Annotated in this window: 22 protein-coding genes and 1 riboswitch; of the genes, 4 read left to right on the top strand and 18 right to left on the bottom strand. The window is 54.7% G+C overall.

Annotated features, from left to right (window positions below):
* Position 1: 1 nt before the first annotated feature.
* The 9 genes from H8693_RS06675 to hpf form a co-directional block, all read right to left on the bottom strand.
* A complete protein-coding gene (locus tag H8693_RS06675) occupies positions 2–922 on the bottom strand; it encodes an aspartate carbamoyltransferase catalytic subunit (protein ID WP_249280344.1) in 921 nt (306 codons plus the stop codon).
* Entirely contained in the window at positions 922–1,491 is a 570-nt protein-coding gene (gene pyrR, locus H8693_RS06680; RefSeq protein ID WP_283243772.1) for a bifunctional pyr operon transcriptional regulator/uracil phosphoribosyltransferase PyrR, read from the bottom strand. Before pyrR ends, H8693_RS06675 begins: the two co-directional genes overlap by 1 nt.
* 441 nt (positions 1,492–1,932) lie before the next feature.
* Entirely contained in the window at positions 1,933–2,451 is a 519-nt protein-coding gene (locus H8693_RS06685; RefSeq protein WP_249280346.1) for a GNAT family N-acetyltransferase, read from the bottom strand.
* An 11-nt stretch (positions 2,452–2,462) separates the two neighbouring features.
* Positions 2,463–3,371, bottom strand: coding sequence for an RluA family pseudouridine synthase (locus H8693_RS06690; RefSeq protein ID WP_249280347.1), 909 nt, complete (start codon positions 3,369–3,371; stop codon positions 2,463–2,465).
* A 47-nt stretch (positions 3,372–3,418) separates the two neighbouring features.
* Positions 3,419–4,063 carry a signal peptidase II gene (lspA, locus tag H8693_RS06695; RefSeq protein WP_249280348.1) on the bottom strand — a complete coding sequence of 215 codons (645 nt, stop codon included), beginning with the start codon at positions 4,061–4,063 and terminating at the stop codon, positions 3,419–3,421.
* Positions 4,064–4,075: 12 nt separating this feature from the next.
* Positions 4,076–5,177 (bottom strand): peptide chain release factor 2 gene (prfB, locus tag H8693_RS06700; RefSeq protein WP_249280349.1). Its coding sequence is split into 2 segments (ribosomal slippage): positions 4,076–5,101 and positions 5,103–5,177, totalling 1,101 coding nucleotides; the frame shifts between segments, so codons are not numbered across the junction.
* Positions 5,178–5,270: 93 nt separating this feature from the next.
* Positions 5,271–6,242, bottom strand: coding sequence for a Gfo/Idh/MocA family protein (locus tag H8693_RS06705; protein ID WP_249280350.1), 972 nt, complete (start codon positions 6,240–6,242; stop codon positions 5,271–5,273).
* 64 nt (positions 6,243–6,306) lie between these two features.
* Entirely contained in the window at positions 6,307–8,991 is a 2,685-nt protein-coding gene (gene secA, locus H8693_RS06710) for a preprotein translocase subunit SecA (protein ID WP_249280351.1), read from the bottom strand.
* A gap of 571 nt (positions 8,992–9,562) precedes the next feature.
* The gene (gene hpf / locus H8693_RS06715) at positions 9,563–10,099 is read right to left on the bottom strand and encodes a ribosome hibernation-promoting factor, HPF/YfiA family (protein ID WP_178619733.1); all 537 of its coding nucleotides are present in this window, start codon (positions 10,097–10,099) and stop codon (positions 9,563–9,565) included.
* 274 nt (positions 10,100–10,373) lie between these two features.
* On the opposite strand from hpf, the gene H8693_RS06720 reads away from it, so the two are divergent.
* Positions 10,374–11,087 carry a Bax inhibitor-1/YccA family protein gene (locus H8693_RS06720; RefSeq protein WP_249280352.1) on the top strand — a complete coding sequence of 238 codons (714 nt, stop codon included), beginning with the start codon at positions 10,374–10,376 and terminating at the stop codon, positions 11,085–11,087.
* On the opposite strand, the gene H8693_RS06725 is transcribed toward H8693_RS06720, so the two are convergent.
* Positions 11,084–11,458, bottom strand: coding sequence for a hypothetical protein (locus tag H8693_RS06725; protein ID WP_249280353.1), 375 nt, complete (start codon positions 11,456–11,458; stop codon positions 11,084–11,086). The genes H8693_RS06720 and H8693_RS06725 overlap by 4 nt on opposite strands.
* A 167-nt stretch (positions 11,459–11,625) precedes the next feature.
* Here H8693_RS06725 and H8693_RS06730 point away from each other — a divergent pair, with 167 nt between their 5' ends.
* Positions 11,626–13,038, top strand: coding sequence for an MATE family efflux transporter (locus H8693_RS06730; protein ID WP_249280354.1), 1,413 nt, complete (start codon positions 11,626–11,628; stop codon positions 13,036–13,038).
* A gap of 37 nt (positions 13,039–13,075) precedes the next feature.
* Here the strand turns inward: H8693_RS06730 and H8693_RS06735 are convergent, their stop codons facing one another.
* Entirely contained in the window at positions 13,076–13,513 is a 438-nt protein-coding gene (locus H8693_RS06735) for a GNAT family N-acetyltransferase (protein WP_249280355.1), read from the bottom strand.
* A gap of 914 nt (positions 13,514–14,427) precedes the next feature.
* Here H8693_RS06735 and scfA point away from each other — a divergent pair.
* Positions 14,428–14,571 (top strand): six-cysteine ranthipeptide SCIFF, encoded by a 144-nt coding sequence (gene scfA / locus H8693_RS06740; RefSeq protein WP_178620191.1) that lies wholly within the window; start codon positions 14,428–14,430, stop codon positions 14,569–14,571.
* A 96-nt stretch (positions 14,572–14,667) separates the two neighbouring features.
* Complete coding sequence (gene scfB, locus H8693_RS06745) at positions 14,668–16,029, top strand: thioether cross-link-forming SCIFF peptide maturase (RefSeq protein WP_249280356.1); 1,362 nt, start codon at positions 14,668–14,670, stop codon at positions 16,027–16,029.
* A 128-nt stretch (positions 16,030–16,157) separates the two neighbouring features.
* Here the strand turns inward: scfB and H8693_RS06750 are convergent, their stop codons facing one another.
* The 7 genes from H8693_RS06750 to H8693_RS06780 form a co-directional block, all read right to left on the bottom strand.
* On the bottom strand, positions 16,158–16,856 hold the full coding sequence (locus tag H8693_RS06750) for a ComF family protein (protein ID WP_249280561.1): 699 nt from the start codon (positions 16,854–16,856) through the stop codon (positions 16,158–16,160).
* Complete coding sequence (gene recD2, locus H8693_RS06755) at positions 16,846–19,119, bottom strand: SF1B family DNA helicase RecD2 (RefSeq protein WP_249280357.1); 2,274 nt, start codon at positions 19,117–19,119, stop codon at positions 16,846–16,848. Before recD2 ends, H8693_RS06750 begins: the two co-directional genes overlap by 11 nt.
* A gap of 12 nt (positions 19,120–19,131) precedes the next feature.
* Positions 19,132–20,289, bottom strand: a complete 1,158-nt coding sequence (metK, locus tag H8693_RS06760; protein WP_178620180.1) for a methionine adenosyltransferase — start codon at positions 20,287–20,289, stop codon at positions 19,132–19,134.
* Positions 20,290–20,393: 104 nt separating this feature from the next.
* Positions 20,394–20,487, bottom strand: a riboswitch (SAM riboswitch).
* Between the two features lie 320 nt (positions 20,488–20,807).
* Positions 20,808–21,044: a hypothetical protein gene (locus H8693_RS06765; RefSeq protein WP_249280358.1), complete on the bottom strand. Its 237-nt coding sequence runs from the start codon at positions 21,042–21,044 to the stop codon at positions 20,808–20,810.
* 149 nt (positions 21,045–21,193) lie between these two features.
* A complete protein-coding gene (locus tag H8693_RS06770; RefSeq protein ID WP_249280359.1) occupies positions 21,194–22,018 on the bottom strand; it encodes a P-loop NTPase in 825 nt (274 codons plus the stop codon).
* A gap of 75 nt (positions 22,019–22,093) precedes the next feature.
* On the bottom strand, positions 22,094–23,410 hold the full coding sequence (locus H8693_RS06775; RefSeq protein WP_249280360.1) for an L-cysteine desulfidase family protein: 1,317 nt from the start codon (positions 23,408–23,410) through the stop codon (positions 22,094–22,096).
* An 82-nt stretch (positions 23,411–23,492) separates the two neighbouring features.
* A complete protein-coding gene (locus H8693_RS06780; RefSeq protein WP_178620171.1) occupies positions 23,493–24,278 on the bottom strand; it encodes a ZIP family metal transporter in 786 nt (261 codons plus the stop codon).
* Between the last annotated feature and the right edge of the window lie 48 nt (positions 24,279–24,326).

A 24,326-nucleotide genomic window follows, 5' to 3' on the forward strand; every position in this document is an offset into this window, starting at 1 on the left:
GTCACGCCCTCCTTGTCAAGAGATATAGAAGCGCCATGCGCACCGCCACGCCGTTTGTCACCTGCTCGGTGATGACCGACTGTTCCCCATCGTCCACGCTGCTGGTCAGCTCCACGCCCCGGTTCACCGGGCCGGGATGCATCACAAGGGCATGGGGCCGGGCCAGGCTCAAAAGCTCTTCATCCACCCCATAGAACTGGTGGTATTCCCGCACGGATGGGAAAAGGCCTCCCTTTTGCCGCTCCCGCTGAATGCGAAGCGCCATCACCACATCCGCATTCCGAACCGCCGCCCGGGCATCCAGCGTCGCCGAAGCGCCCAGCTTCTCAATGCCGCCGGGGAGCAGCGTTCCCGGGCCGCAGACCGTCACATGGGCGCCCATCGTGGTGAGGCCGAAAATATTGCTTCGCGCCACACGGCTATGGTAGATATCGCCCAGGATCGCCACTTCCAGGCCTTTCAAGTCCCCCAGCTTCTCTTTCATGGTGAACATATCCAAAAGGGCCTGAGTGGGGTGTTCATTGATTCCGTCGCCCGCGTTGATGACGCTGGCTTTCACATTTTTCGCCAGAAGGTGCGGCGCACCGCTCATGGGATGGCGTATCACGATGACGTCCGTCCCCATCACATCCAGGGTTTTGCCCGTGTCGATGAGCGTTTCCCCCTTCTGCACGCTGCTGGCCGAAGCCGAGATGTTCGCCACATTGGCCGAAAGATATTTCCCCGCCAGCTCAAAGGACATCCTCGTTCGGGTGCTGTTCTCATAAAACAGCGTTATCACGGTTTTTCCCGAAAGATGGCTGGCCTTTTTGGAAGGCTGCGAGATCAGCTGCTTGAGCATCTTTGCATTTTTTAGAATTTCTTGGATTTCCTCTGCCGGGACGCCTTTCAGGCCCAGCAGATCTTTCCGGCTGCGCGCCATTAGCTTTCCTCCCCTCCGTTGTTCTCCAAAATAACAACCTCCTGGGCGCCGTCAATTTCCTTGAGGCGCACGGCCACAGCCTCGCTTCGGGATGTGGGCAGGTTTTTTCCAACATAATCCGCCCGGATGGGCAGCTCCCGGTGTCCCCGGTCGATGAGCACAGCCAGCTGGATACAATCCGGCCGCCCCAGGTCCATAATCGCCTCAATGGCCGCCCGCACCGTCCGTCCGGTATAGAGTACGTCATCCACAATGACGACGGTTTTCCCATTGACGTCAAAGCCGATCTCCGTGCCGTTGACCACGGGATGCTCGTTTAAAAGCGAGAGGTCGTCCCGGTAAAATGTGATATCCAGCACGCCGACATCCACCCGCGCCCCTTCAAAGGTCAGGATATTGCGGGCAATCTGCCGCGCCATGGGCACGCCCCGGCGCTGAATCCCCACAAGGCAGAGATTCTCCGTCCCCTTGTTCTTTTCGATGATTTGGTGCGATATGCGGACCACCGCCCGCTCCACCGCCTTTTCATCCATGACTTTCGCCTTTGGCTGCATTTTTTCCTCCTCCATCGCATTTTGGGGTTTCTCTAACAAAAAAGCCCCACCAAAACGGCAAGGCTATCTCTACAGATATCAATTTCCCATCGTATCTCATACCTTTCCTGCCTCGCCGGACAAGTTTAAAGGTCACTTGTTGTTTTTTATTGTAGCATACCCTCCGGCAAATGTAAACGCCGCCCGCGGAAAATTTTCATATTTTCTCTGCCTTTTCTTTCCGGCCCGCCCGGGCCGAAGGTTTCTTTTGAAAAACTTCTATTCCAAAAGCTTCCGGGCAGATTCCCGCTTCCTTCTATAGATCCCTGCTCTCATGCAGCGAAGAAAAACTGTTCTTTGGCAACCTCTCTCTTCTCAAAAATAAAGCCGGCCCTTCCGCGACGGAAAGGCCGGCACACGAATTCCAAAAATTCAGGCCGGGCTTTGAAAAATATACGGCTTCCTTCTATAGAAGCATCAGTCGCTTGTCCTTTTTTCTTTTGCAGCATCCTCTCTTTTGCCCACATACTGATAGGCGATTCGCGGGCTTCCGTCCTCCACGCGGATGATCCCGCATTCTGTAAACCCGCTTTTTTCAATCAAATGGCGCATGACCTTGTTCTCCTCATGAGTGTCAATGCGCAGATTTGCTGTCTGTTTTTTGCAAAATTCCATGCACCGGCCAAAAAAGCCCGGAACCCTTCCATCGCTGGCCACCCGGTGAATCGTGCCATAGGGCAGGCTATTCCGCCAGGCCCCGTCGATTCTCTCATAATTGGGCTCGGGCCCCAAAAGAAAGGCAAAAACCCCCGCCGGTTTTCCCTCCGCCTCTTCCACATAGAGGCATCCCCCGCGGATATCCGCCTCAATCCGTTCCCTGGGCGGATAGGCTCTGCCCCATTGGGAAGCGTTGCCGCTTCGCGCCATAAACTGCCGGGCAGCTTCATAAATTTTCAGGATCTCCGGCAGATCCGCCGGTTTCGCCAGCCGAATCATAAAATCATCTCCTAAATCTCCCGCAGCCTGGATAAAATCTCTCGAAAATAGGCGGGCAGCGGCGCTTCAAATGTCATGCGCTCGCCCGTGCGCGGATGTGTCAGGGTGAGGCGATGGGCATGGAGCATCTGCCCCTGGGTGGGATAGGGGAACTTCTGTTTGGTATACACCGCGTCGCCCGCCACCGGATGGCCGATATAAGCCATATGCACACGGATCTGGTGCGTGCGTCCGGTGGTCAGCCGGAGATGCAGCAGCGTATATTTTTCATATCGCGCCGCCACCTGAAACAAGGTCACTGCCTCCCTGCCCCCAGGCACCACTGCCATCCGTTTGCGGTCGGTCTTATGCCGGGCGATGGGCGCATCCACACGCCCTTCCTCCTCCCGGAATCCGCCGAACACCAGGGCCGTATATTCCCGGCGCGCCGTCTTTTCCCGGATCTGTTCCGCCAGGGAAATATGGGCCGCGTCATTTTTGGCAATTACAAGCAGACCGGTGGTGTCCTTGTCCAGCCGATGCACAATGCCCGGCCGCAGAACGCCGTTAATGCCGGATAAGTCCTTCATATGGAACAGCAGGGCGTTGACCAGCGTCCCGGTTTCGTTGCCCGGCGCCGGATGCACCACCATCCCCTTGGGCTTGTTGATGACGGCGATATCCCCATCTTCATAGACGATATCCAGCGGGATATCCTCCGGCTTTGCCTCCAGCTCCCGGGGTTCCTCGGCGAAAAAGGTGATGATGCTGCCTTCCCGGGGCTTTTCCTTGGCCCGGGCTGGGCGGCCGTCCACCAAAACCTGGCCGTTTTCTATGCAGTTTTGAAAAAAAGAGCGGGAATGCTCGGGGAACACCTCGGATAGGTATTTATCCAGGCGCGCCGCCTCCGGTCCCGCTGTTACGCTTTTTTCTTCTCTCATTTTCCTATTGGGGCATGCTGTCCCATTCTGCGTTCAGCTTCTCCAGCTTACGCGCCGTGTCCGCGATCCGCCGCGCCGTCCTCTCCTGCTTGGCTGCCAGCCGCGTCTGCTTGCGCTGCAGGCGGCTCAGGCGCTTCGCTATGCGTATCCTCTGCTTTCCCAGCCGCACCCGCCGCTTCTCCTCCTTGGTCGGCGGCACCGGATATTTGCCCATCTCGTTCTCCATCTGCGCTCAACTCCCCTTTTCCTTTTTTTCTTTCGCCGAAGATAATGGCGATCAGCAGGCATATGGTCCCCACCGTTGCGCATATATCCGCCACGTTAAACACGGCAAAGTGCATGAATTCCAGATTGATGAAATCCACCACATAGCCGAGAAAAACCCGGTCGATCAGGTTCCCCAGCCCTCCGGCGATGATCAGGGCCAGCCCGACCCGGCCAAATTTTGAAAGCTCTTTGCGGAATTTCACCAGCACGAAGCAGAGCACAACCATGGCCAGCGCGGAAACCACCGTCAGCACCAGCGTGCTTTTCCCCAGCACGCCGAAGGCCGCACCCGTGTTTTCCACATAGGTGAACCCAAACACCCCCGGCCACACCGCCATAGAGCTTTGATACATGGCGTCCACGACCCACAGCTTGCTCAGCTGATCCAAAAGGACGCCCAAGAAAACCACAATACATTCCAGCATAGCCCGCTCCCTTTAGCTCATGATGAGATAGGCGTTGATAAAGGCGTCGATCTCTCCATCCATCACCGCCGTGATATTTCCGGTTTCCACACCCGTGCGGTGGTCCTTCACCATGGTATAGGGATGGAACACATAGGAGCGGATCTGGCTGCCCCATTCGATCTTTTTCATCTCGCCCTTCAGGCTCTGGAGCTGCTCCATCTTTTCGCTTTCCCGCTTTTCAATGAGCTTGGCCCGCAGCATGTTCATGCAGGTTTCCCGGTTTTGCACCTGGGACCGCTCGTTCTGGCAGGAAACCACGATGCCCGTCGGGATATGCGTCAGGCGCACCGCCGAAGACGTCTTGTTGACATGCTGCCCGCCGGCCCCCGAAGAACGGAACACGTCCATCTTGATCTCGTCGGCCGGGATCTCGATGTCCCCGTCGTCGTTATCCAGCTGAGGCATGACGTCCACGGACGCAAAGGATGTGTGCCGCCGGGCCGACGAATCAAAGGGAGAGATGCGCACCAATCGGTGCACGCCCTTTTCCGCGCGGAGATATCCATAGGCATTGAGTCCGTCGATGAGCATAGTCACGCTCTTGATGCCCGCTTCCTCGCCGTCGAGATAATCGAGAACCGTGCAGGAAAAGCCATGCTTTTCCGCCCAGTGCATATACATCCGATAGAGCATGGAGTTCCAGTCCTGGGCTTCCGTCCCGCCCGCCCCGGCATGCAGAGAAATGATGGCGCTGTGACTGTCGTATTCCCCCTTCAAAAGGGCCTCCAGGCGGAACTGCTCCGCCATCTGGCAGACTTCTTCCACAGCCTCGCGGATCTCGCCCTCCAGGCTGTCGTCCTCCTCCTCTTCGGCCATCTCCATCAGGGTTTCCGCATCCTCTGCGGCCTGCTTGAGTTTATGATATGCCGAGAGCTTGGCCTCCACCGGCTTGCTCTTTTTCGTTATTTTATTGGCCTCGTCCACGTCGTCCCAGAAGTCCGGCGCTTCCATCTGCTTTTTATATCCCTCCAGCTCCGCTTCCAAAGAAGCGACGTCAAAGGGACTCACCTGCCTCTTTCAGCATTTTTTCGGCGTCTGCCAATTTGCTTTTGTATTCGTCCAAAAGTATCATGCGAAAGTTCACCCCATTCTGTTTGATATTTTTTCCGCCGCAGCGTGCCGCGGCAGTTTTTTTGCTTTTTTTCAGATTGTCCGCTCTTTGCGGCTATGCCCCGCGGATCTCATCGATGAGCCGGAGGGCGGCAATGGCTTCGGGAAGTGTCGTTCCCCGGCAGGCATCCGTCTCGCCTTCCAGATAGTGCCGGATGAAATCCTCCACTTCGTTTTTATACAGATTTTCCTCCGGGTATTCGATGGTTCTTTTCCCATCGCCCGTCGTCACGTCCATCCGCCGGATACACTTCTCCGACATCCCGCCGAAAATCTCTATGCAGCCCTTTGTCCCATAGAGCAGCAGATGGTTTCCCTGGCTGGGCAGGGTATGGGAGGAATGAACGGCGATATCTTTATCGCCATATAAGAGAAGCATGGTTTCGTTGCCAAAGGACTCTTTGAATCCGTCCAGCCGGCTGACTCCAATGGCCCGCTCCGGCTCCCCAAACAGCCCCAATATGAAATCCACCACATGGATCCCATTGTCTGAGAAGGTTCCTCCCCCGCCCAGCTCCTTGTTCAGCTTCCATGCCGAGGAAGGCGCCTCGGGGTTGATGGCAAAGCCCCATTGCCCCCAGCCGCTGGCGACGGTTCCGATCTCGCCCGATGCAATAATTTTCTTTATATCCGAAAATGCCTGTTGATGGCGCAGATGATGGGCCACCATGAAGGGCCGGCCCCCGGCCGCCAAAAGCTCTCCGATTTCCATCCCTTCGGCATGGTTTCTGGCCAGCGGCTTTTCGCAGATAATGGGAGCGTCCGTTTTCGCGCACTTTTCTATCATTTCCTTATGCAGGAAGGGAGGGTTTGCGATATAGATCAGGTCGTATTCCTCTTTTTCCAGCATTTCTCCCGCATCCAGATAATATCGGCCGATACCGTATTCCCCGCAGGTCTTTTTCAGCTTTTCTTCATTTCTCCCCTGGATGGCCGTCACTTCGCAGATTTCCGAATCCCGGAGCGCCGGAATCGTCCGCTTATAGGCGCTGCCCGTCGCTCCAATGATAATCATTTTCTTCTTCATATGAATTCCCTTTCCCCCATTTCCGGGCCGGCCCGGCAGGCCTATTTTTCTGTCTGCCTCTTTCTCAGGCCTGTCTGCCGCAGCAGTTTTTATATTTCTTCCCGCTGCCGCAGGGGCAGGGATCATTGCGGCCCACCTTTTTCTCCTTGCGGACCACAGTCTTGGTCTTGCTGGCGCCGTCCTCGCCGCCCCGGCCCTCTTCCAGCGGCTTCATGGTCTGCTGCCGCTCCATGGGGCTGGTAACTTTGATGCGGAACAGCATCTGAACGGTATCATGCTCGATGGACTGGATCATGGCGTCGAACATATCATAGCTTTCCTGCCGGAATGCCACCACAGGATCCGTCTGGCCATAGGCTCGAAGGCCGATGCCCTGGCGGAGCTGATCCATAGCGTCGATATGGTCCATCCATTTGGAATCCACCATCCGCAGCAGAACCACCCGCTCGGCTTCCCGCATGCTGACGCCGTCCGCCTCGATCTCCTTTTCCTTTTCGTCATAGGCCGCCATGGCCTGGTCAAGGATCATCTGCCGCGCCTTTTTGGCGTCCAGCTTGCCCAGCTCCACTCCTTCAAAGAGGGGAATGCGCCCCTCGGGAATGAGATCGCAGATGGCAGCCTTGAAACCCTCCAGCTCCCATTCCTCAGGATACATATTGGCCGGGCAATGCTGGTCAAGAATTGTCGTGACCGCCGTCTCTATCATACCCCGGATGCTCTCTTTTAAGTCGTCACCCAGAAGAACCCGCCGCCGCTGGCCGTAAATGACCTCCCGCTGCTTGTTCATGACGTCGTCGTATTTCAAAACATGGCTGCGCATTTCAAAATTCCGCTCCTCAATGCGCTTCTGAGCACGCTCGATCTGCTTGGTAAGCATGCCATATTCCAGCGGCAGGTCTTCTCCTCCCGCCAGCTTTTCAATAAAGCCCCGGATGCGCTCGCCGCCAAACAGGCGCATGAGATCGTCCTCTAGGGCGATATAGAACCGGGATACACCCGGGTCGCCCTGCCGTCCGCTCCGGCCGCGGAGCTGGTTGTCGATGCGGCGACTCTCGTGCCGCTCGGTGCCGATGATATAAAGGCCGCCTGTCGCCACCACCTTTTCGTGTTCGGCGTCCGTAACCGCCTTATATTTCTCATAAAGCTCCTGATAGACCCGCCGGGCTTCCAGGATCTCCGCATCGCCGGTTTCCGCATGGCCGTCCGCCTCAAAAATCAGCGCTTCGGCATAGCCCAGCTTGCTCATCTCGTTTTTCGCCAGATAATCCGGATTGCCGCCCAGAAGGATATCCGTTCCGCGCCCGGCCATATTGGTGGCAATGGTGACAGCCCCCAGCTTTCCGGCCTGGGCAATGATCTGGGCTTCCTTCTCGTGGTGCTTGGCGTTCAAGACCTCGTGCTTGATGCCCCGCTTCTTGAGCATGCGGCTCAGGATTTCACTGTTCTCTACGGATACCGTGCCCACCAGCACCGGCTGGCCCTTGGCATGCACTTCGCAGATTTCGTCGATGACGGCGTTGAATTTATCCCGCACGGTGGGATGAATCTTGTCGTTCAAATCCTCGCGGATCATGGGCTTATTGGTGGGCACCTGCACAACCGCCAGGTCATAGATCGTCCGGAACTCATTTTCCTCGGTCTTGGCGGTGCCCGTCATGCCCGCCAGCTTGTGATACATCCGGAAGAAATTCTGGAAGGTGATGGTGGCCAGCGTCTTACTTTCCCGCTCCACCTTCACGCCCTCTTTGGCTTCAATGGCCTGATGGAGGCCGTCGGAATAGCGCCGCCCAATCATCAGCCGGCCGGTGAATTCATCCACGATAATAACCTGCCCATCCTGGACGACATAATCCGTGTCCCGCTTCATCAGGTAGTTGGCCCGGAGCGCTTGGTTGACGTGATGGTTATATTCCGTGTTCTCCACGTCGCTGAAGTTTTCCACATGGAAAAACTCCTCCGCTTTTTTCACACCCTCTTCCGTCAGGTTGATGGTCTTCTGCTTTTCATCCAGCACAAAGTCCTCTTCCTTTTTCAATCGGCGAACAAAGCGGTCGGCAATTTCATAAAGCTCGGTTCCCTTGTCTCCCGCGCCGGAAATGATGAGAGGAGTGCGGGCTTCGTCGATGAGGATCGAGTCGACTTCGTCGACGATGGCATAGTTCAGTTCCCGCTGCACCATGTTTTCCTTATAGACCACCATATTATCCCGCAGGTAGTCAAATCCCAGCTCATTGTTGGTTGCATAGAGAATATCCGCGGCATATGCCGCCTTTTTCTCCTCGGGCGTCATATCCCGGATCACCAGGCCCACGCTGTAGCCCAGGAATTTATAGAGCTTCCCCATCCATTCGCTGTCGCGCTTGGCCAGATAGTCGTTGACAGTCACGATATGCACGCCTTTTCCGGGAATGGCGTTCAGGCAGGCCGCCAGCGTCGCCACCAGCGTCTTGCCCTCGCCGGTTTTCATCTCGGCGATATCCCCATAATGGAGGATGGCGCCGCCCACCAGCTGCACATAATAGTGCTCCAGCCCCAGAACCCGGCGGCTGGCCTCCCGAACCTGGGCAAATACCTCCGGCAGGAGCTCCTCCAGGCTCTCCCCCTTTTGGAAGCGTTCCCGGTATTCCTGGGTTTTTCCCGCCAGTTCGCTGTCGCTCATGGCCTGGAAACCCGGCCGAAGCTTTTCAGCAGCATCCGCCTGCTTTTTGGCCCGTTTTAGAAATTTATCCTCAAATTTGAACAATCCCATGTGTCGTACTCTACCTGTCTGCCCGGCATCGCCGGACACCTCTCCCAATATAGTCGGTTTTATTGTACCATCTTTTGGGTCCGGTTTCAATCGCCCTTCCCAGCAAAAAGCAAATATGCGGTAAAACTTCCCTTTTTCTCCTTTATTTTCAAAAATGCGCCTGCTTTGTCATGAAGCGCGGCAGGCGGACAGGGTATGCCCTGTCCAACTCATAATTTTGCATATTCCTTACAGGCACATGGCATAGGCCTGCCGCCTTGCAAGGACAGTGCTGCAGAAAAATTCTGCGGGCTTTCCGCACCCATCAAGATGCTCCCCCTGAAATGTGCGGAACCTGCCGGATATGCGCGGTCCGCCGGCGCCGCTGCAATATAATTATCTGCTTTTCCCGGAAATGTAGGCCGCTCCGCTTCCTGTCGTTTTTCCTGCCGCAGCTGCCAAATCCGGAATCCACCTGCCTTTTTCCGAGAACAGCCGCGCTCTGCCGTCCGCCGATCAAATTTCCTTCCTCCTCCTTAAGACGGCCGGCAGGACGCAAAAAAATCCGGCGTTTCCGCCGGATTCTGTATTCTTATTCATATTCAGGCTCGATCAGCCCCAAATCCCCGTCTTTTCTGCGGTATAAAACGTTTACCTCCTGGGTATCTGCATCCACATAGACGAAGAAGCTATGCCCCAAAAGCTCCATCTGCATTTCCGCCTCCTCCAGACTCATGGGTTTGACGGCGAACTTTTTGCGGCGAACCAGCCGGGCTTCCGGCTCGGCCTCGTCCTCTTCTTCATAAAAAACGGGCTCAGCATAGTCATAAGCCTTTTCATGCAGGCGTTTTTCCAGTTTGGTGCGGTGCCGCCGGATCTGCCGTTCCAGCTTTTTCAGCGACGCATCGATGGAGTTATACATATCCCCCGAGACTTCCTCCGTCCGGAGGAGAACCCCGTCGAAGGGGACGGTCACCTCACAGATGTGCCGGCTCTTTTCAATGGAAAGAGTGACAAACACCTCGGTATCCTTTTTGAAATACCTTTCCAGCTTGGATGCCTTCTTTGTAACGATGCCCTGCAGGTATTCGGAGACCTCCATACCTTTTCCTGTAACACTCAGACGCATTTTTGTGCCCCCTTTCATATTGCGCGTTTGTTTCGCGCCCCGCGCACGGAAGCCTTGTCCGGCGCAGGCTTTTTCTATGATCATAGTATTCCACATTCCCGGCCCAATATCCTTTTTTCCCTGCGGCATTTCAAAAAATCCGCGGGGGAAATTTACATTCTCCTAACAAATATTTTTCCAGCTGTTGGATTGGCAAAATCGTTTTTTGTTTACATAACATATAAGGATATGGTAAAATAATAACAATTGAGAAACTTGCAAGGAGGCATTTTCCATGATCGACAATAACAGCGTATATACCACCGGCGAAGCCGCTGCCCAACAGGAATCCCTCGGCCGGTATACAGCAAAAACCTATCTCTGGATGTTTGCGGGGCTGGGAGTTACCTTCCTGGTCGCTGTTGCCCTCGCAGCCACCGGCCTCATGGAGCGGCTGGTTCTCACGGCGCCGGGCGTCATGTGGGGTGTCATTATCGCGGAGCTGGTGGTGGTTATCGTCCTTTCCGCGCGGCTCAAAAAGATCTCCGTCGGCGGAGCGACCGCCATGTTCTTTCTCTATGCCGCTCTCACGGGCTTTACTTTCGCCCTGATTTTCCTCACCTATGAAGTCACCTCGGCCATCGCGATTTTCGGCGTCACGGCGTTGGTTTTTGGCATCATGGGCGCCTGGGGTTATCTCACCAAGCAGGATCTTTCGGGCTGGGGCAAGGTGCTTCTTTTCGGCCTGATCGGGCTGCTGCTGGTGACCATCGTGAATCTCTTCATGAACAACAGCACCATGGAAATCATCCTCAGCTATGTGGGCGTCATCCTCTTCCTGGCTTACACCGCCTATGACACCCAGAAAATCAAGGCCTATTATTTCTCCTTCCAGGGAGATACGGCGATGCTCAAGAAGGCTTCGATTATTTCGGCTTTGCAGCTGTATCTGGATTTCATCAACATCTTCCTCTATCTGCTGCGCTTATTCGGCAGCCGGAAAAACTAAACGAAATTTGAAGGAACCGGCAGGCGCCGGTTCCTTTTTTGTCCATAAAATAGTGTTTGTATCTCCCATACGGGCGGCAGGCATCCAGTCCACAGCCCACCGCCAAAAATCCAGGAAATATACTTTCTTTGCAAATCGGCACGGGAATGACGCAACTCTTTAAGACCATGCTTCTCACACTTTTCCCGCTCTGCATTCCCTTGCTGAAAATCGGATTTCCTTCTTTTCTCCGCCATCTCCCGCAAGGGCAAACAGCATCCCCCATCGGGCGGGTTTCCAGCCGAATCGATTAGGGTTCCGCTCATTTCCTGCAGCGTTCCGCCGTCTGTCCCCTTTCGCTCTCTTCTCATTTGCGCTGAAAGCGTTCCCATTTTATCCCTGTCTGCTTTTTAAAATCCCTGTCATTTCCACAAAAAACAGCGGTTTTTCTTCAAAATATCGGGAAAGCTTTATTCTTTTCTTGCCATTCCTGCATCCTCCTGCTATGATGAAGATAAAGAATACGTTAAATTTCCGTTATATTTATCTACTTTTTATTATGAAGAGGTGGGGACAGGTGGAAACCAGGGCACCGCTGTTTTCAAAGGAAAATCTACGCAGGCTGATCGTTCCCCTGATGATCGAACAGCTCTTGACGGTTACGGTGGGCATGGCGGACACAATGATGGTTTCCGCCGCAGGGGAGGCCGCCATTTCCGGCGTCTCCCTGGTGGATAACATCAATCTGCTCATCATCAACATTCTAAGCGCGCTCACCACGGGCGGCGCGGTCGTCGCCTCCCAATATCTGGGCCAGAAGGACCGCAGGGATGCCTGCGAATCCGCCAAACAGCTTTTGCTTACCGCATTGCTCTTTTCCTTCGCCATGGCGGCCGTTGCCCTCATTTTCAACCGAGGACTGCTCTCTTTAACCTTCGGCTCCATTGACGCCGACGTGATGGAAAACGCCGTCACCTATTTCTGGATCTCTGCTCTCTCCTATCCCTTCATCGCCCTCTATAATTCCTGCACAGCCCTCTATCGTTCCATGGGCAATTCCAAGGTTTCCATGTATACCTCCCTGCTCATGAACGTCATCAATATCGGCGGAAACGCCTATACTGTCTTTGTCCTGCATATGGGGGCGGCGGGAGTCGCCGTGGCTTCCCTGGCCTCCCGGATCGTGGCTGCTGTTATTATGCTGGTTTTGGTGCATAATTCCAAGAATGAGATCTATGTTCGCCATCTGCATTCCATTCGGCCTAATTTCCCCGTGATTAAAAAAATTCTCTATATCGGCATTCCCAACGGCTTTGAAAACGGGCTGTTTCAATTGGGCAAAATTCTGGTTTTGAGCCTGGTTTCCTCCTTTGGAACCACGGCCATCGCCGCCAATGCCGTCGCCAACAACCTATCGGCCATCTGCGTTCTTCCCGGCAATGCCATCAGCCTGGCCATGATTACCGTCGTCGGCCAATGCGTGGGGGCTATGGATTATGGCCAGGCGCGCACATATACAAAGCGCCTGGTGCGTATGTCAACCCTCTATATCGCCGTGGTAGGCGCTCTGATCGTTGCGGCCCTGCCGCTGATACTGAATATCTATCAGCTCTCGCCGGGCACGACCCGAACGGCCAGCGAGATCATCATTTTCTATTGCATCTGCGCGGCGGTCATGTGGTCCTTCTCCTTTGTCCTGCCTAATACCCTGCGGGCCTCCAACGATGTGAAATTCACCATGATCGTCTCGGTGGCCTCTATGTGGACCTTCCGCATCGGTTTCAGCTTTGTCCTCGGGAAATTCCTCCATATGGGGCTGTTCGGCGTCTGGGTGGCCATGGTGATCGACTGGGTCTGCCGCATCACCTTTTTCCTCCTGCGCTTTCGGGGAACCAAATGGCAGAAATTTGGCCGGGAGCTCAGTGGGGAAGAGCAGGCCATGCAGTCCGAATCCTCGCCATCATCCTCCTGACAAAAGCAAAAAAGAGAATCCCCGGGGGATTCTCTTTTTATTCATTTTCTGCATCTGCTTTCCATATGGGCGGCCGCAGAGTCCCATTGCTGTATTTTTTGAGAAAACCAGAAAATTCTCTGCTGTCAAAGGTTCCATTTTTTATGATAATTTCCTGCTCCTGTTTTTCCAGCTCGATGCGGAACCCCGTTTCCTGAAATCCGTTTCGGAGATAAAAGCTTTTGCGCCGCAGCCGCTTTTCCAGATCCGGTACGTCTCCAATCACATTTTTCAATGGAAATGACAATTTTTGTGCCGGATGCTGTGCCTGGATTTCTGCCAAGATCCGGCCCCCATATCCACGGCAGCGCAGACTTTCCTCCACCGCGAAAAACATGACAAACACAATATTGCCGGCAACAGCCATATAGACAAAGCCGCAGAGAAGCGCCTCTTCATAAAATGCCAGAAACCTGGTATTCTGCATCTTCGCCATGGCGCGCATCATCCAAAAAGGCGTGCGTTCTTCCCTGGAAACGCACGCATGTAGATCTCCTTCACCTTTTTCCGGTCACTTCCCAATTTCGCAATGTCGACTGCCCGCATCATCTTTTTTCTCCTGCTATGCTCTCAAATATATGGAATTTTTGAGGATCCGCAGCTCCGCGCTGACCTGGTCTTTGCCCCCACACCCGCCGCCTGGAAGGTTCGCTCCTAGGATATTCTCCCCCCACTACTGCTTCTCTCGGGCTGTTTGCCCGGACGGACTGACTTCTAAGCCGCACCATGCTCACCGGAAGTTTCCCCGGCTTACGTGGATCGTTTTGCCTGCGACTGGCATCGATTTTCAACCACAGACCGCAGAACCACAGATCAGGCTTATTATACCCCGACAAGGCAGAGTTTACAAGGATCGGACATGCGTTCTCGAAAACAGAAAAGAGAGCTGAACCCTTTTTCCAGATAAAACAGTACGTAATCGGGACGATAGAAGCGATATTTCTTCTCCTTTCCGAATTTTTTCATTGTTTCAGAAAAATCGGCAAATCATCCATCCCCTCGATTTTTGCCTGTCATCTATGAAAAAGCTGGTTTCCAAAGGAGGCAGGAAAACCTGAAGCGGGATCAAACCTTGCCTTTGTCCGTTCTTTTTTCCAAACACAGTCCTTTGATAGGATTTATGGGGATCGCCCAGTTAAAAGGCCATCGGCATGGCAAATCTTAGATGAAGCGAATAAAACCACATAAATGGTATATCCCCGTTATAAATTTTCTTTGCCTATTTTCTTTTTAAAGAAAGTAAGGCGCCCCCTTGTTTGCCGGGCAGGTTTCGTGTATAATAGAATCTAAATCCGGATAGAGTATTCTGTCCGGCCAAATGTTTGGAAATTTTAAAGTAGGAGGACTACTATGAAACACATTAAAGTGGTTGCAAAAGCATGCCTGAAAAACAGCATGGAAAAAGGCGGCTGCGGCGAATGCCAGGCATCCTGCCAGTCTGCCTGCAAAACTTCCTGCACTGTTGCCAATCAGAAGTGCGAAAAGGACGCGTAAACCTATTTTACGCAGCGCCGGCGGCTCCGCCGCCGGCTACATTTACGACATCAGGGATTGCTTGCGCAATCTTTTTTTCATCATGGAGGAAAAACATTGATTCACGCCGGACATTTTGAGGACACCTATTTTATTTTGGATGTGGAGAGCGGTTCGCTTCATCATGTGGACGAGCTGGTCTATGATATCGCCCATTTGATGGAAACGGGCATGGTGGACGGCGCGGAGATCACATCCGCTCTTTCGGGAAAATATCCCCCAACTGATATCGCCGAGGCGCTGGAAGAAATCGCCGAGCTGCGGGAGGACGGCCTTTTTGACTGTCCCTGCCTTGTGGAACCCTCGGCTCCGGTCTTCAATAAGCCGGTCATTAAATCCCTCTGCCTGCATATTGCCCATGACTGCAACCTGCGCTGCTCTTATTGTTTTGCCTCAGAAGGCACCTATATGGGAGAGCGCTCCCTCATGAGCGAGGAGGTGGGCAAAGCCGCCCTCGATTTTCTCATTGCCCAATCCAAAGGGCGCAAGCACCTGGAAGTGGATTTCTTTGGCGGCGAGCCCCTCATCAATTTCAGCGTTGTCAAGGCCATTACTGCCTATGGCCGGGAGCTGGAAAAGCGGCATAACAAGGTCATTCGTTTCACCATGACCACCAACGCCTATCATGTGACGGATGAAATGGTGGATTTTATCAACCGGGAGATGAAAAACCTGGTTATCAGCATCGACGGACGCCGGGAAATTCACGATGCCGAGCGGAAAAATGCCGCCGGGCAGGGCAGCTATGACAAGGTCATCGCCAACGCCAAACGCCTGATTGCCTCCCGGGGAGACCAGGAATACTATATCCGCGGCACCTATACGGCCCGCAACCTGGATTTTGCCAATGACGTCCTGGCAATCGCGGATCAGGGCTTTCGGGAGATCTCTCTGGAACCGGTGGTAACGGACGGTCCCCTGGCCATTCAGGAAAGCGATCTTCCCGCCATCGACCGGGAATACCGGCGGCTGGGGCGCATGCTGGAAGCCCGCCGCGCGGAGGGGCGTCCCTTCCATTTCTTCCATTTCATGGTGGACTTTTCCTCCGGTCCCTGCCTCAATAAGCGTTTGCGGGGCTGCGGCGCGGGAATGGAATATGCCGCCATCACTCCCAAAGGAGACATTTACCCCTGCCATCAGTTCGTCGGCAAAGAGGGCTTCAAAATGGGCAACGTCCTGGAGGGCACGTTCGATCCTTCGGTGGGCGATCCCTTCCGGGACTGCCATGTGTTCAAAAAGCCGGAATGCCAGGCATGTTATGCCAAATATTTTTGCAGCGGCGGCTGCGCAGCCAATGCCTATAACACCAGCGGCGATATCATGAAGCCCCATGCCGTGAGCTGCATGATTCAGCGTGCCCGGCTGGATACCGCCATCGGTCTCTATATCCGCCGGCAGGAGCCGTCCGCAGAAGTCTGATCTAAGGCAACATTCCACATGGCAAAAGCCGTCAAAACCGCCTCGGGTTCGGCAATGGATTGCCCTGCTTATATCGATTCATCAAAAGAGGTGCAGAAATTTTTCTGCACCTCTTTTCTGTTTCTCTCTTATGCGTCCGCCATCTCTCCCTGGTTTTCTGAACGGGCATATACAAGCGCCGACACGCTGGCCGCACCCGATTCCCGGAGCACCCGGGCGCATTCCGCTAGGGTGGAGCCGGTCGCGGCAACATCGTCGATGAGCAGAAAATGCTTCCCGGCAATCTCGGTTTCCGGCGTTTCCTTCCGCCGGACAAAAGCGCCGCGGACATTCGTTTTTCTCTCCCCAGCCTTCAGAGTAGACTGTTTTTTGGTAGATATCGTGCGGGAAAGCCCGTAGACCAAAGGAAGCCCGCTTCTTTTTGCCACTTCCTTCGCCAGCAGCTCAGCCTGGTCGTATCCTCTCTGCCGCCGCCGCTTTTTATGCAGCGGAACAAAGGCCACAGCATCCAGCGGCCCCGGAATTTGCGCCGCCTGTTTTGCCATCTCCTCTCCTAAAAAGGGAGCCAGCCATTTGCCGGAATCAAATTTATAGCGGTGCACGATCCGCCGGACGCTCCCGCCATAGAGATAACAGGCATAAAGCAGAACGCCCCGATCCGTCGCCGCGGCCGGGAGCCGCCGTTTCTCCATCTCGGCTCCGCAGTCTCGGCAAAAGCCGACGCCGCTTTTCCGATCCTCTAATTCCTTTCCGCAGCAGCCGCAGACCGGGATATCCGGAAAGAATATGGCGTCTGTCAGCCGGCGGAGCGCCTCTCTAATCTTCATCAAATATGCCCAGGAGCTTTTCATATTCCTGCTGCAGGCTCTCCTGGCCCCTTCCCACGTTGTCCATAAAATCCCCGCAGCTCTTCAGCTCATATTTCAAGGCGGTGAACCGATGCGAGATCCGGCTGTTATGGACCATAAACTGGACGGTCCGGGCGCTCCCAATGACGATCATTTTTTCCTTGGCCCGGGTAATCGCCGTATAGAGCAGGTTGCGGGTCAGAAAATCGTTGCCTCCGTAATAGAGAGGCAAGATCACCGTGTTGAATTCACTGCCCTGGCTTTTATGCACAGTGACGGCATACGCATGCTCCAGCTGATCCATCTCGTTCCACTCATAGGTCGCCATCCGCTCTCCGTCAAAGAGAATATCTACGGTCTTTTCTTCCGTATCAATGGCCTCAATGCGCCCCAGATCGCCGTTATAGGCCCCGGTTCCCCGGCTCAGCATTTTTACCGTGCCCTTGATATACCATTCCTTGGAATAGTTATTGGTGGTCTGCATCACCTTGTCGCCCACGCGGTAGGTTGTGTCCCCAAAGGTGAATTCCTCCTTGCCGACAAGCCGCGGATTGAGCACCTCCCGAAGGGTTTTGTTGATGTTATATACGCCGATTTCTCCTTTTTTCACGGGGCAGATGATCTGCACATCATCCAGGCTGTATCCATCCTTCAGCCGCTCCAGAAAAACCGAGACCGTCTGCCGCAGGGTATCCTCCGGGCCGGAGGCCGGGAGGAACACAAAATCCCCCATGGGAAACAGGTCAATGGCCTCTCCCCGGTTGACCCGGCTGGCGTTCAGGGCGATATTGCCCTGCTGGCGGAATACCTCCGTGAGCACGGCCACGGGAACTTTCCCGGAGGCGATGATATCCTTCAGCACATTCCCCGGCCCAACGGAGGGCAGCTGGTCAGCGTCACCCGTCAAAATCAGCCGGGTTCCCGGCGCCACCGCCGCCAGCAGGCTGCGGAACAAAAAGATATCCACCATGGACATCTCATCAATAATGATCGCCTCGGCCTCAATGGGATTTTCCTCGTCCCGGTTGAACCGGCAGAATTCGTTGATTTCCTCGCCCGGCGTCACGCCGTATTCCAGCAGGCGGTGGATGGTCTTTGCCTCCCGGAGGGTCGCCTTTTCCATCCGCTTGGCAGCGCGCCCGGTAGGGGCGGCGAGCACCGCCGTGATCCCGCTTTTCTCCAGAATCGTGATGATCTGGTTGAGAATCGTCGTCTTTCCCGTTCCCGGGCCGCCGGTAATGACCGCCACGCTGTTTTGCAGCGCCATCAGCACCGCCCGTTCCTGCTCCTCAGAAAGCTGCTTGTCCGTCATCAGAACCTTTTCCGCAAGAGCCAGGGAAATCTCGTTTTTCGGCGTCGCCTTGCAAAGCTGCATCAGCTTATAGGCATCAAAGGACTCGGCGGCATAGGCGTCCGCCGTGGCCACAGCCTGGGTTCCGTTATAGAGATTTTCCGAAATCACGCCCTGGGCGATGAGCTTGGTGAGCATGGCGCGGGTGCGTTCCTCGCTCTCCTGGAGCATGGAGGCCGCCGTTTTCACCAGCATCTCCAGGGGCAGGCAGGTATGCCCGCCCTCCATCTTGAGCTTCAAAACATGGCGGATGCCGTTATAGAGCCGCAGATCCCCATAATTCTCCATGCCCATGCCTGCCGCGATGCGGTCCGCCTTTTCAAAGCCGATACCCCGGATGTCATCCATCAGGCGGTAGGGATTTTTTTCGATGAGATAGGGAGCGGACTGGCCATAGGCCTCATAGGCCAGCATCGCCTCCCGAATGGTCAGCCCCAGTTTCTGCAATTCAATCACCACGCCGCGGATGGAGGAAACCTCTTTAAACTGCTGCTGAATGCGCTCTGCTGCCGGGCGGCTGATTCCCTTGATTTTGGCCAGCTCCTCCGGGTGGTTTTCAATGATATTAAAGGTGTCTTTATGAAATTCCTGAACGATGCGGTGAGCCAGCACTTCCCCGATGCCCTTAATCAGCCCGCCGGACAAAAAGAGTTTAATGCTCTCGTCCCCCTCGGGCATCTTGCTCTCCATGCTGGCCACCTTGAACTGCTCCCCATAATTTTTATGGGTGGTATAGGCGCCGTAAAAACGCACATACTCTCCCGGCTGGATGAGAGGGATCGTCCCCACACACACCACCAGGCTGCCGTCGCAGTCCAGCTCCAGCACAGTATACCCATTTTCGTCATTTCGATAGATAATCTCCATGACGGTTCCTTCCACAAATGACACCCGTTTTTCTCCTTACTTCAGGCGTTCTGCCATAGTGAGCCGTTCCCAGGGGAACTCCACGTCCTTGCGCCCAAAATGGCCATAGGCCGCTGTTTTTTTATAGATAGGCCGGCGGAGATCCAGAGACTCAATGATGGCCCTTGGCCGGAGGTCAAACTCCGCATGCACCATCTCTTCGATTTTTCCGTCGTCCATTTTTCCCGTGCCGAAGGTATCCACATGGATAGACACCGGCTGGGCCACGCCGATGGCATAGGCCAGCTCAATCTCGCATTTTTCCGCCAAACCGGCCGCCACGATATTCTTCGCCACAAACCGCGCCGCATAGGCCGCGCTGCGGTCAACCTTTGTCGGATCCTTGCCGGAAAACGCGCCGCCCCCATGCCTGCCATAGCCGCCATAGCTGTCTGCAATGATCTTGCGCCCGGTGAGGCCGCTGTCGCCCTTGGGGCCGCCGATCACAAAGCGTCCCGTGGGGTTGATGAGGAAACGGGTATTCCCGTCCAGCCATTTTGCGTCGATCACCGGGCGGATAACCTCTTCAATAATTCCCTCGCGGATGCGGTCATTTTTCGCCCATTCCGTGTGCTGGGAGGAAATGACAATGGTATCCACCCGCTTGGGCTTTCCGTTCTCGTATTCCAGCGTCACCTGGCTCTTGCCGTCCGGCAGGAGAAAATCCAAAATCCCCTCCTTGCGCACCTGGGCCAGCCGCCGCGTGAGATCGTGGGCCATGGAAATAGCCATGGGCATATACTCGTCGGTTTCGTTGCAGGCATATCCAAACATCATGCCCTGGTCGCCTGCGCCCGTCTCCTTTTCCTCGCTTCCCCGCTGCTCCAGCGCATCGTTGACGCCCATGGCAATATCCGCCGACTGCTCGTCAATGCTGGTGAGAATGCCGCAGGAATCCGCATCAAACCCGGCTTCCGGGCCGGTGAAGCCAATTTCCCGGATGGTATCCCGGGCGATTTTTTGAATGTCCACATAGGCTTTCGTGGTGATCTCCCCCATCACCAGCACCAGCCCCGTGTTCACTGCCGTCTCGCAGGCCACCCGGGCATAGGGGTCCTGGCGGAGAATTTCATCCAGCACCGCGTCGGAAATCTGGTCGCAGATCTTATCCGGATGCCCTTCGGTTACGGATTCCGATGTAAATAACCGTTTCATTTTTGTCCTCCTTGGTTTTTCTAGGTCCCTTTCCATAAGGCATCCCATAACGAAAAAGGCCTCACGGGCTTTCCCATGAGGCGCTTGCAATCGCTGCTGTTTTGCCCTCATCTTTCAGCCTTCGCTGCAGGATTTAGCACCGGTTTTTCCGGTTGCCGGGCTTCCTTGGGCCTGTCCCTCCGCCACTCTCGATAAGGTTCCTTTTTTTTAGTATACAGGCCTTGTTCCTGCAAGTCAACCTACTTTCTTTAAAAAGAAAGTAGGCAAAGAAATTTTATGACTTGGATTCCTTTTTCCTCTTAATATTCCTCTTCCAAGTCCAAACCTGCTCCCATGAAAACTTTTTTCGTCTTGCTTTCTTAAAAACAAAGCCGGCAAAGAGTTTTATGCCTTGGACTCCTTTTTTCACTTAATATTTCCTTTCCAACCCAAAATCTGCTCCATGAAAACTTTTTTCGCCCAGCTTTCTTTAAAAACAAAGCCGGCAAAAGTTTTATGCCTTGGACTCCTTTTTTCACTTAATATTTCCCGTCCAAGCCAAAACCTGCTCCATGAAAACTTTTTTCGTCTTGCTTGTTCAAAAACAAAATAGGCAAAAGATTTTTATAAGTGGGACTCCTTTTATTCCTTTCGCTTTTCCCGTCGGCAGGAGGAGCGTTGCGGGAACCGCTCCCGCCTGGAGCAGCCCGTTCATATAGCCAGCCTGCATTTCTCTTTATCCAACCGGGGGCGATCCCCATCCCCGGCTTTCCCAAGTTATACCTCCCGGAAATAAAACAGGACAAAGCCTTTAAGAGAACGGCTCTGTCCCGTTTCTACAATACCCGGTTTCTCCTCCAAAATAAACATCCCGAGAGTTTATCCCACAAAAAAGCGCACCCGACGGGGTACGCTTTTTCTTCTTTTACAGCGTCTGCAGCACAGCTACCGCATCCTCCAGGAAACTCTCCTTCACATCCTCGATCTCCCCTGCGTCGCAGGCGGCGGCGATCTTGGGATCGATGGGCAGCTTGCCCAGAACTTTCAGGCCCTCCCGCCGGGCGATCTCGTCGATATGGCTTTCGCCGAACACATGAATTTCCTTCCCGCAGTCCGGGCACTGCACATAGCTCATATTCTCCACCAGGCCCAGAATCGGAATATCCATCATATGCGCCATGTTCACAGCCTTGGCCACAATCATGGAAACCAGCTCCTGAGGCGAGGTTACCACGACGATGCCGTCGAGGGGCAGGGACTGGAACACGGTCAGCGGAACGTCGCCGGTTCCCGGCGGCATATCCACGAACATATAGTCCACATCCTTCCAGATCACGTCCGTCCAGAACTGCTTGACGGTGCCTGCAATGATCGGCCCCCGCCAAACCACTGGGTCGGTGTCGTTTTCCAGCAGCAGATTCAGAGACATAATGTCGATGCCGGTTTTGCTGGTCACGGGGAAAAGCGCATCTTCGGTTCCCGTGGCCTTTTCCTTGATGCCAAAGGCCTTGGGGATCGACGGCCCGGTAAGGTCGGCGTCCAGAATCGCGCTGTGATATCCCTTGCGGTTCATCATCACTGCCAGCAGCGATGTCACCAGGGATTTGCCTACGCCGCCTTTGCCGCTCACCACGCCGATCACCTTTTTAATGCTGCTCATGGGGTGCGGCTTTTCCAAAAAATCCGTTTTCTGCCGTTCTGCGCAGTCCTGGGAGCAGGATCCGCAGTCATGGGTACATTCTTCGCTCACTATACTAAACCTCCTGTTTGGTTATATTATTCTTATTCTTTTTTATTATAACCGCTCTTTTGCCCGGCAAAACCTTTAGAGCTTGCTCAACATAATTTCCAAAATCGCCAGGTCGGTTTCCTTCATGCCATCCTGAGCCAATTCCCCCACATGCTGGATAGTGTTTTCAATTCCCACGCCCACAATGCCTTCCTTGGGGCGCAGTTTCTGGTTTTGCATGGCCAGCATGGCACCATCAAAAGCGGCATACATCCCCGAAGCAATCTTCAGCGCGCAGGAAGCCTTGGCTCCGTCGCAGATTACTCCTGAAAGGTTTCCCAGGGTGTTGGTGATCGCATCCCCCACCGCCTCCAGGTCGCCGCCCTGCAGCATGGTCAGCGCCCCGCTGACGCCGGCAGAGGCGCAGATGGCTCCGCAGTAAGCAGAGAGCCGCCCCACGTTGGTCTTGATATGGATCGTGGAGAGATGCGAGAAAAACAGCGCCCGGATCATGGTATCCTCCGGCAAGCGCATATCCCGGCAATATTGGATGACGGGCAGAGACGCCGTCATACCCTGGTTGCCGCTGCCGCTGGTGGTCATGACCGGCAGGGCGCAGCCGCTCATCCGGGCGTCGCTCCCCGCGGCGGCAAAGGCTGCGCAGCGGTTGCGGATATCATTGCCATAGGTTCCCGCCGAAATATTTTCCATGATCATCCGCCCGGTGTTCACGCCATAGTGCCCGCTCATTCCTTCATAGGCAATACGGGTATTTTTATCAATCACCTGCAAAAACAGATCGCGGATCCGCTCCAAATCGATGGTATGGGCCATGTGATAGATCATTTCGATGGAAAGGATGCTCCGATCCGCCAGTGAGGAATTGAAGTCGCCGTCTGCGCAGGGAATATCCAGAAGCACCTCCCCGTTTTTCACCATTTTGGTTACATTGGTGTGAGTATGCTTAATCTCCACGCTGGCACTCTCGCCGCCGGCAAACACTTCGACGCGGACATACAGCTTGATATCCGTCTTTTCCATCTCCACCTGAATGGCATCCTTTTCGAGAAACTCCCGGACAGCCGTCACCTGCTCTTCCGTAGCTTCGGAAATCACCATAAGCTCCTTTTCCGGGTCTCCGGCCAGAGCTCCCATTGCGGCGGCCGCCTCAATCCCAATAAGCCCACCGCTGTTAGGGATCACAACACTCTTCACGTTTTTGATAATGTTCCCCGAAGGATATACCACCATGCGCTCAGGCGTTTTGCCCAGCAGCTTTGCCGCCCGGGCCGCCACATAGGCGATGGCGATGGGCTCCGTGCACCCTTCCGCCGGGACGATCTCCTCCCGGAGAATCTCCAGGACCTTGTCCACCGTTTCCGGAGGATATGTGATAAACGATTGCTCCTGCATTCTGCCGCCTCCACTCGTTTTTAAAATCCGGCTATAAGTATATCACATTTTCCCGGCAAATGCACGGCGATTATCCACAAAATCAGCCAAGGGCCGTATCCAGCACCATCATAATCACAAACCCAGCGATTACCCCCAGGGTTCCGGAATGGGAATGTTCCCCCAGATGGGCTTCGGGAATGAGTTCCTCCACCACCACATAGATCATGGCACCGGCAGCAAAAGAGAGAATCCAGGGCATAACGCCCGTGATAGAACCGGCCAGCAGCACGCCCAGGATTCCCGCCACCGGCTCCACCACGCCGGAAAGTGCACCAAGAACAAAACTTTTCCCGTTGGACAATCCCTCTTTTTTGAGAGGCAGGGAAACCGCCGCGCCCTCGGGAAAGTTCTGGAGCGCCATGCCGATTGCCAGAGCAATGGCCCCGGAAAGTGTTGCCGCCGGGCTGGTTCCCGCAACGGCAAAGGCCAGGCCCACCGCCAACCCTTCGGGGATGTTATGCAGCGTCACCGCCAGCACCAAAAGCGTTGTCCGCCGCAGCGAGGAATGCAGCCCTTCGGGCTTATCGTCACCCAAATGCATATGGGGGAGCAGCCGATCCAGCAGCAGCAAAAATGCCACGCCCAGAAGAAAGCCGCCCCCTGCCGGAACCCAGGGAGCCAGCCCCTGTTCCTCTGCCATTTCCATCGCCGGAATCAAAAGCGACCAGACCGAGGCCGCCGTCATGACGCCCGCCGCAAACCCAAGAAAAACCCGCTGTACTGCGGGAGAAATCTCCTTTCGGAACAAAAATACCATTGCGGCGCCGGCCACTGTTGCCAGGCAGGTGAATCCGGTTCCCAGCATCGCCATTGTGAGTGGGGTCATAGTTTTCTCCTTTCAAACAAACAGACGCCGGGAAAGCCCCAGCGCCTG

Origin of the sequence: Guopingia tenuis (assembly GCF_014384805.1) — a bacterium.
GTDB classification, from domain to species: domain Bacteria; phylum Bacillota; class Clostridia; order Christensenellales; family Christensenellaceae; genus Guopingia; species Guopingia tenuis.

Bases quoted from the DNA above. Each gene is read 5' to 3' on its own strand.
- metK (WP_178620180.1), bottom strand. From the start codon at position 20,289: ATGAAACGGTTATTTACATCGGAATCCGTAACCGAAGGGCATCCGGAT.
- H8693_RS06720 (WP_249280352.1), top strand. From the start codon at position 10,374: ATGATCGACAATAACAGCGTATATACCACCGGCGAAGCCGCTGCCCAA.
- H8693_RS06690 (WP_249280347.1), bottom strand. From the start codon at position 3,371: ATGAGAGAAGAAAAAAGCGTAACAGCGGGACCGGAGGCGGCGCGCCTG.
- H8693_RS06685 (WP_249280346.1), bottom strand. From the start codon at position 2,451: ATGATTCGGCTGGCGAAACCGGCGGATCTGCCGGAGATCCTGAAAATT.
- H8693_RS06735 (WP_249280355.1), bottom strand. From the start codon at position 13,513: ATGGCGAAGATGCAGAATACCAGGTTTCTGGCATTTTATGAAGAGGCG.
- pyrR (WP_283243772.1), bottom strand. From the start codon at position 1,491: ATGGAGGAGGAAAAAATGCAGCCAAAGGCGAAAGTCATGGATGAAAAG.
- H8693_RS06780 (WP_178620171.1), bottom strand. From the start codon at position 24,278: ATGACCCCACTCACAATGGCGATGCTGGGAACCGGATTCACCTGCCTG.
- H8693_RS06775 (WP_249280360.1), bottom strand. From the start codon at position 23,410: ATGCAGGAGCAATCGTTTATCACATATCCTCCGGAAACGGTGGACAAG.
- secA (WP_249280351.1), bottom strand. From the start codon at position 8,991: ATGGGATTGTTCAAATTTGAGGATAAATTTCTAAAACGGGCCAAAAAG.
- scfA (WP_178620191.1), top strand. From the start codon at position 14,428: ATGAAACACATTAAAGTGGTTGCAAAAGCATGCCTGAAAAACAGCATG.
- lspA (WP_249280348.1), bottom strand. From the start codon at position 4,063: ATGCTGGAATGTATTGTGGTTTTCTTGGGCGTCCTTTTGGATCAGCTG.
- H8693_RS06730 (WP_249280354.1), top strand. From the start codon at position 11,626: ATGAAGAGGTGGGGACAGGTGGAAACCAGGGCACCGCTGTTTTCAAAG.
- H8693_RS06675 (WP_249280344.1), bottom strand. From the start codon at position 922: ATGGCGCGCAGCCGGAAAGATCTGCTGGGCCTGAAAGGCGTCCCGGCA.
- H8693_RS06750 (WP_249280561.1), bottom strand. From the start codon at position 16,856: ATGAAGATTAGAGAGGCGCTCCGCCGGCTGACAGACGCCATATTCTTT.
- hpf (WP_178619733.1), bottom strand. From the start codon at position 10,099: ATGCGTCTGAGTGTTACAGGAAAAGGTATGGAGGTCTCCGAATACCTG.
- H8693_RS06725 (WP_249280353.1), bottom strand. From the start codon at position 11,458: ATGGGAACGCTTTCAGCGCAAATGAGAAGAGAGCGAAAGGGGACAGAC.
- H8693_RS06705 (WP_249280350.1), bottom strand. From the start codon at position 6,242: ATGAAGAAGAAAATGATTATCATTGGAGCGACGGGCAGCGCCTATAAG.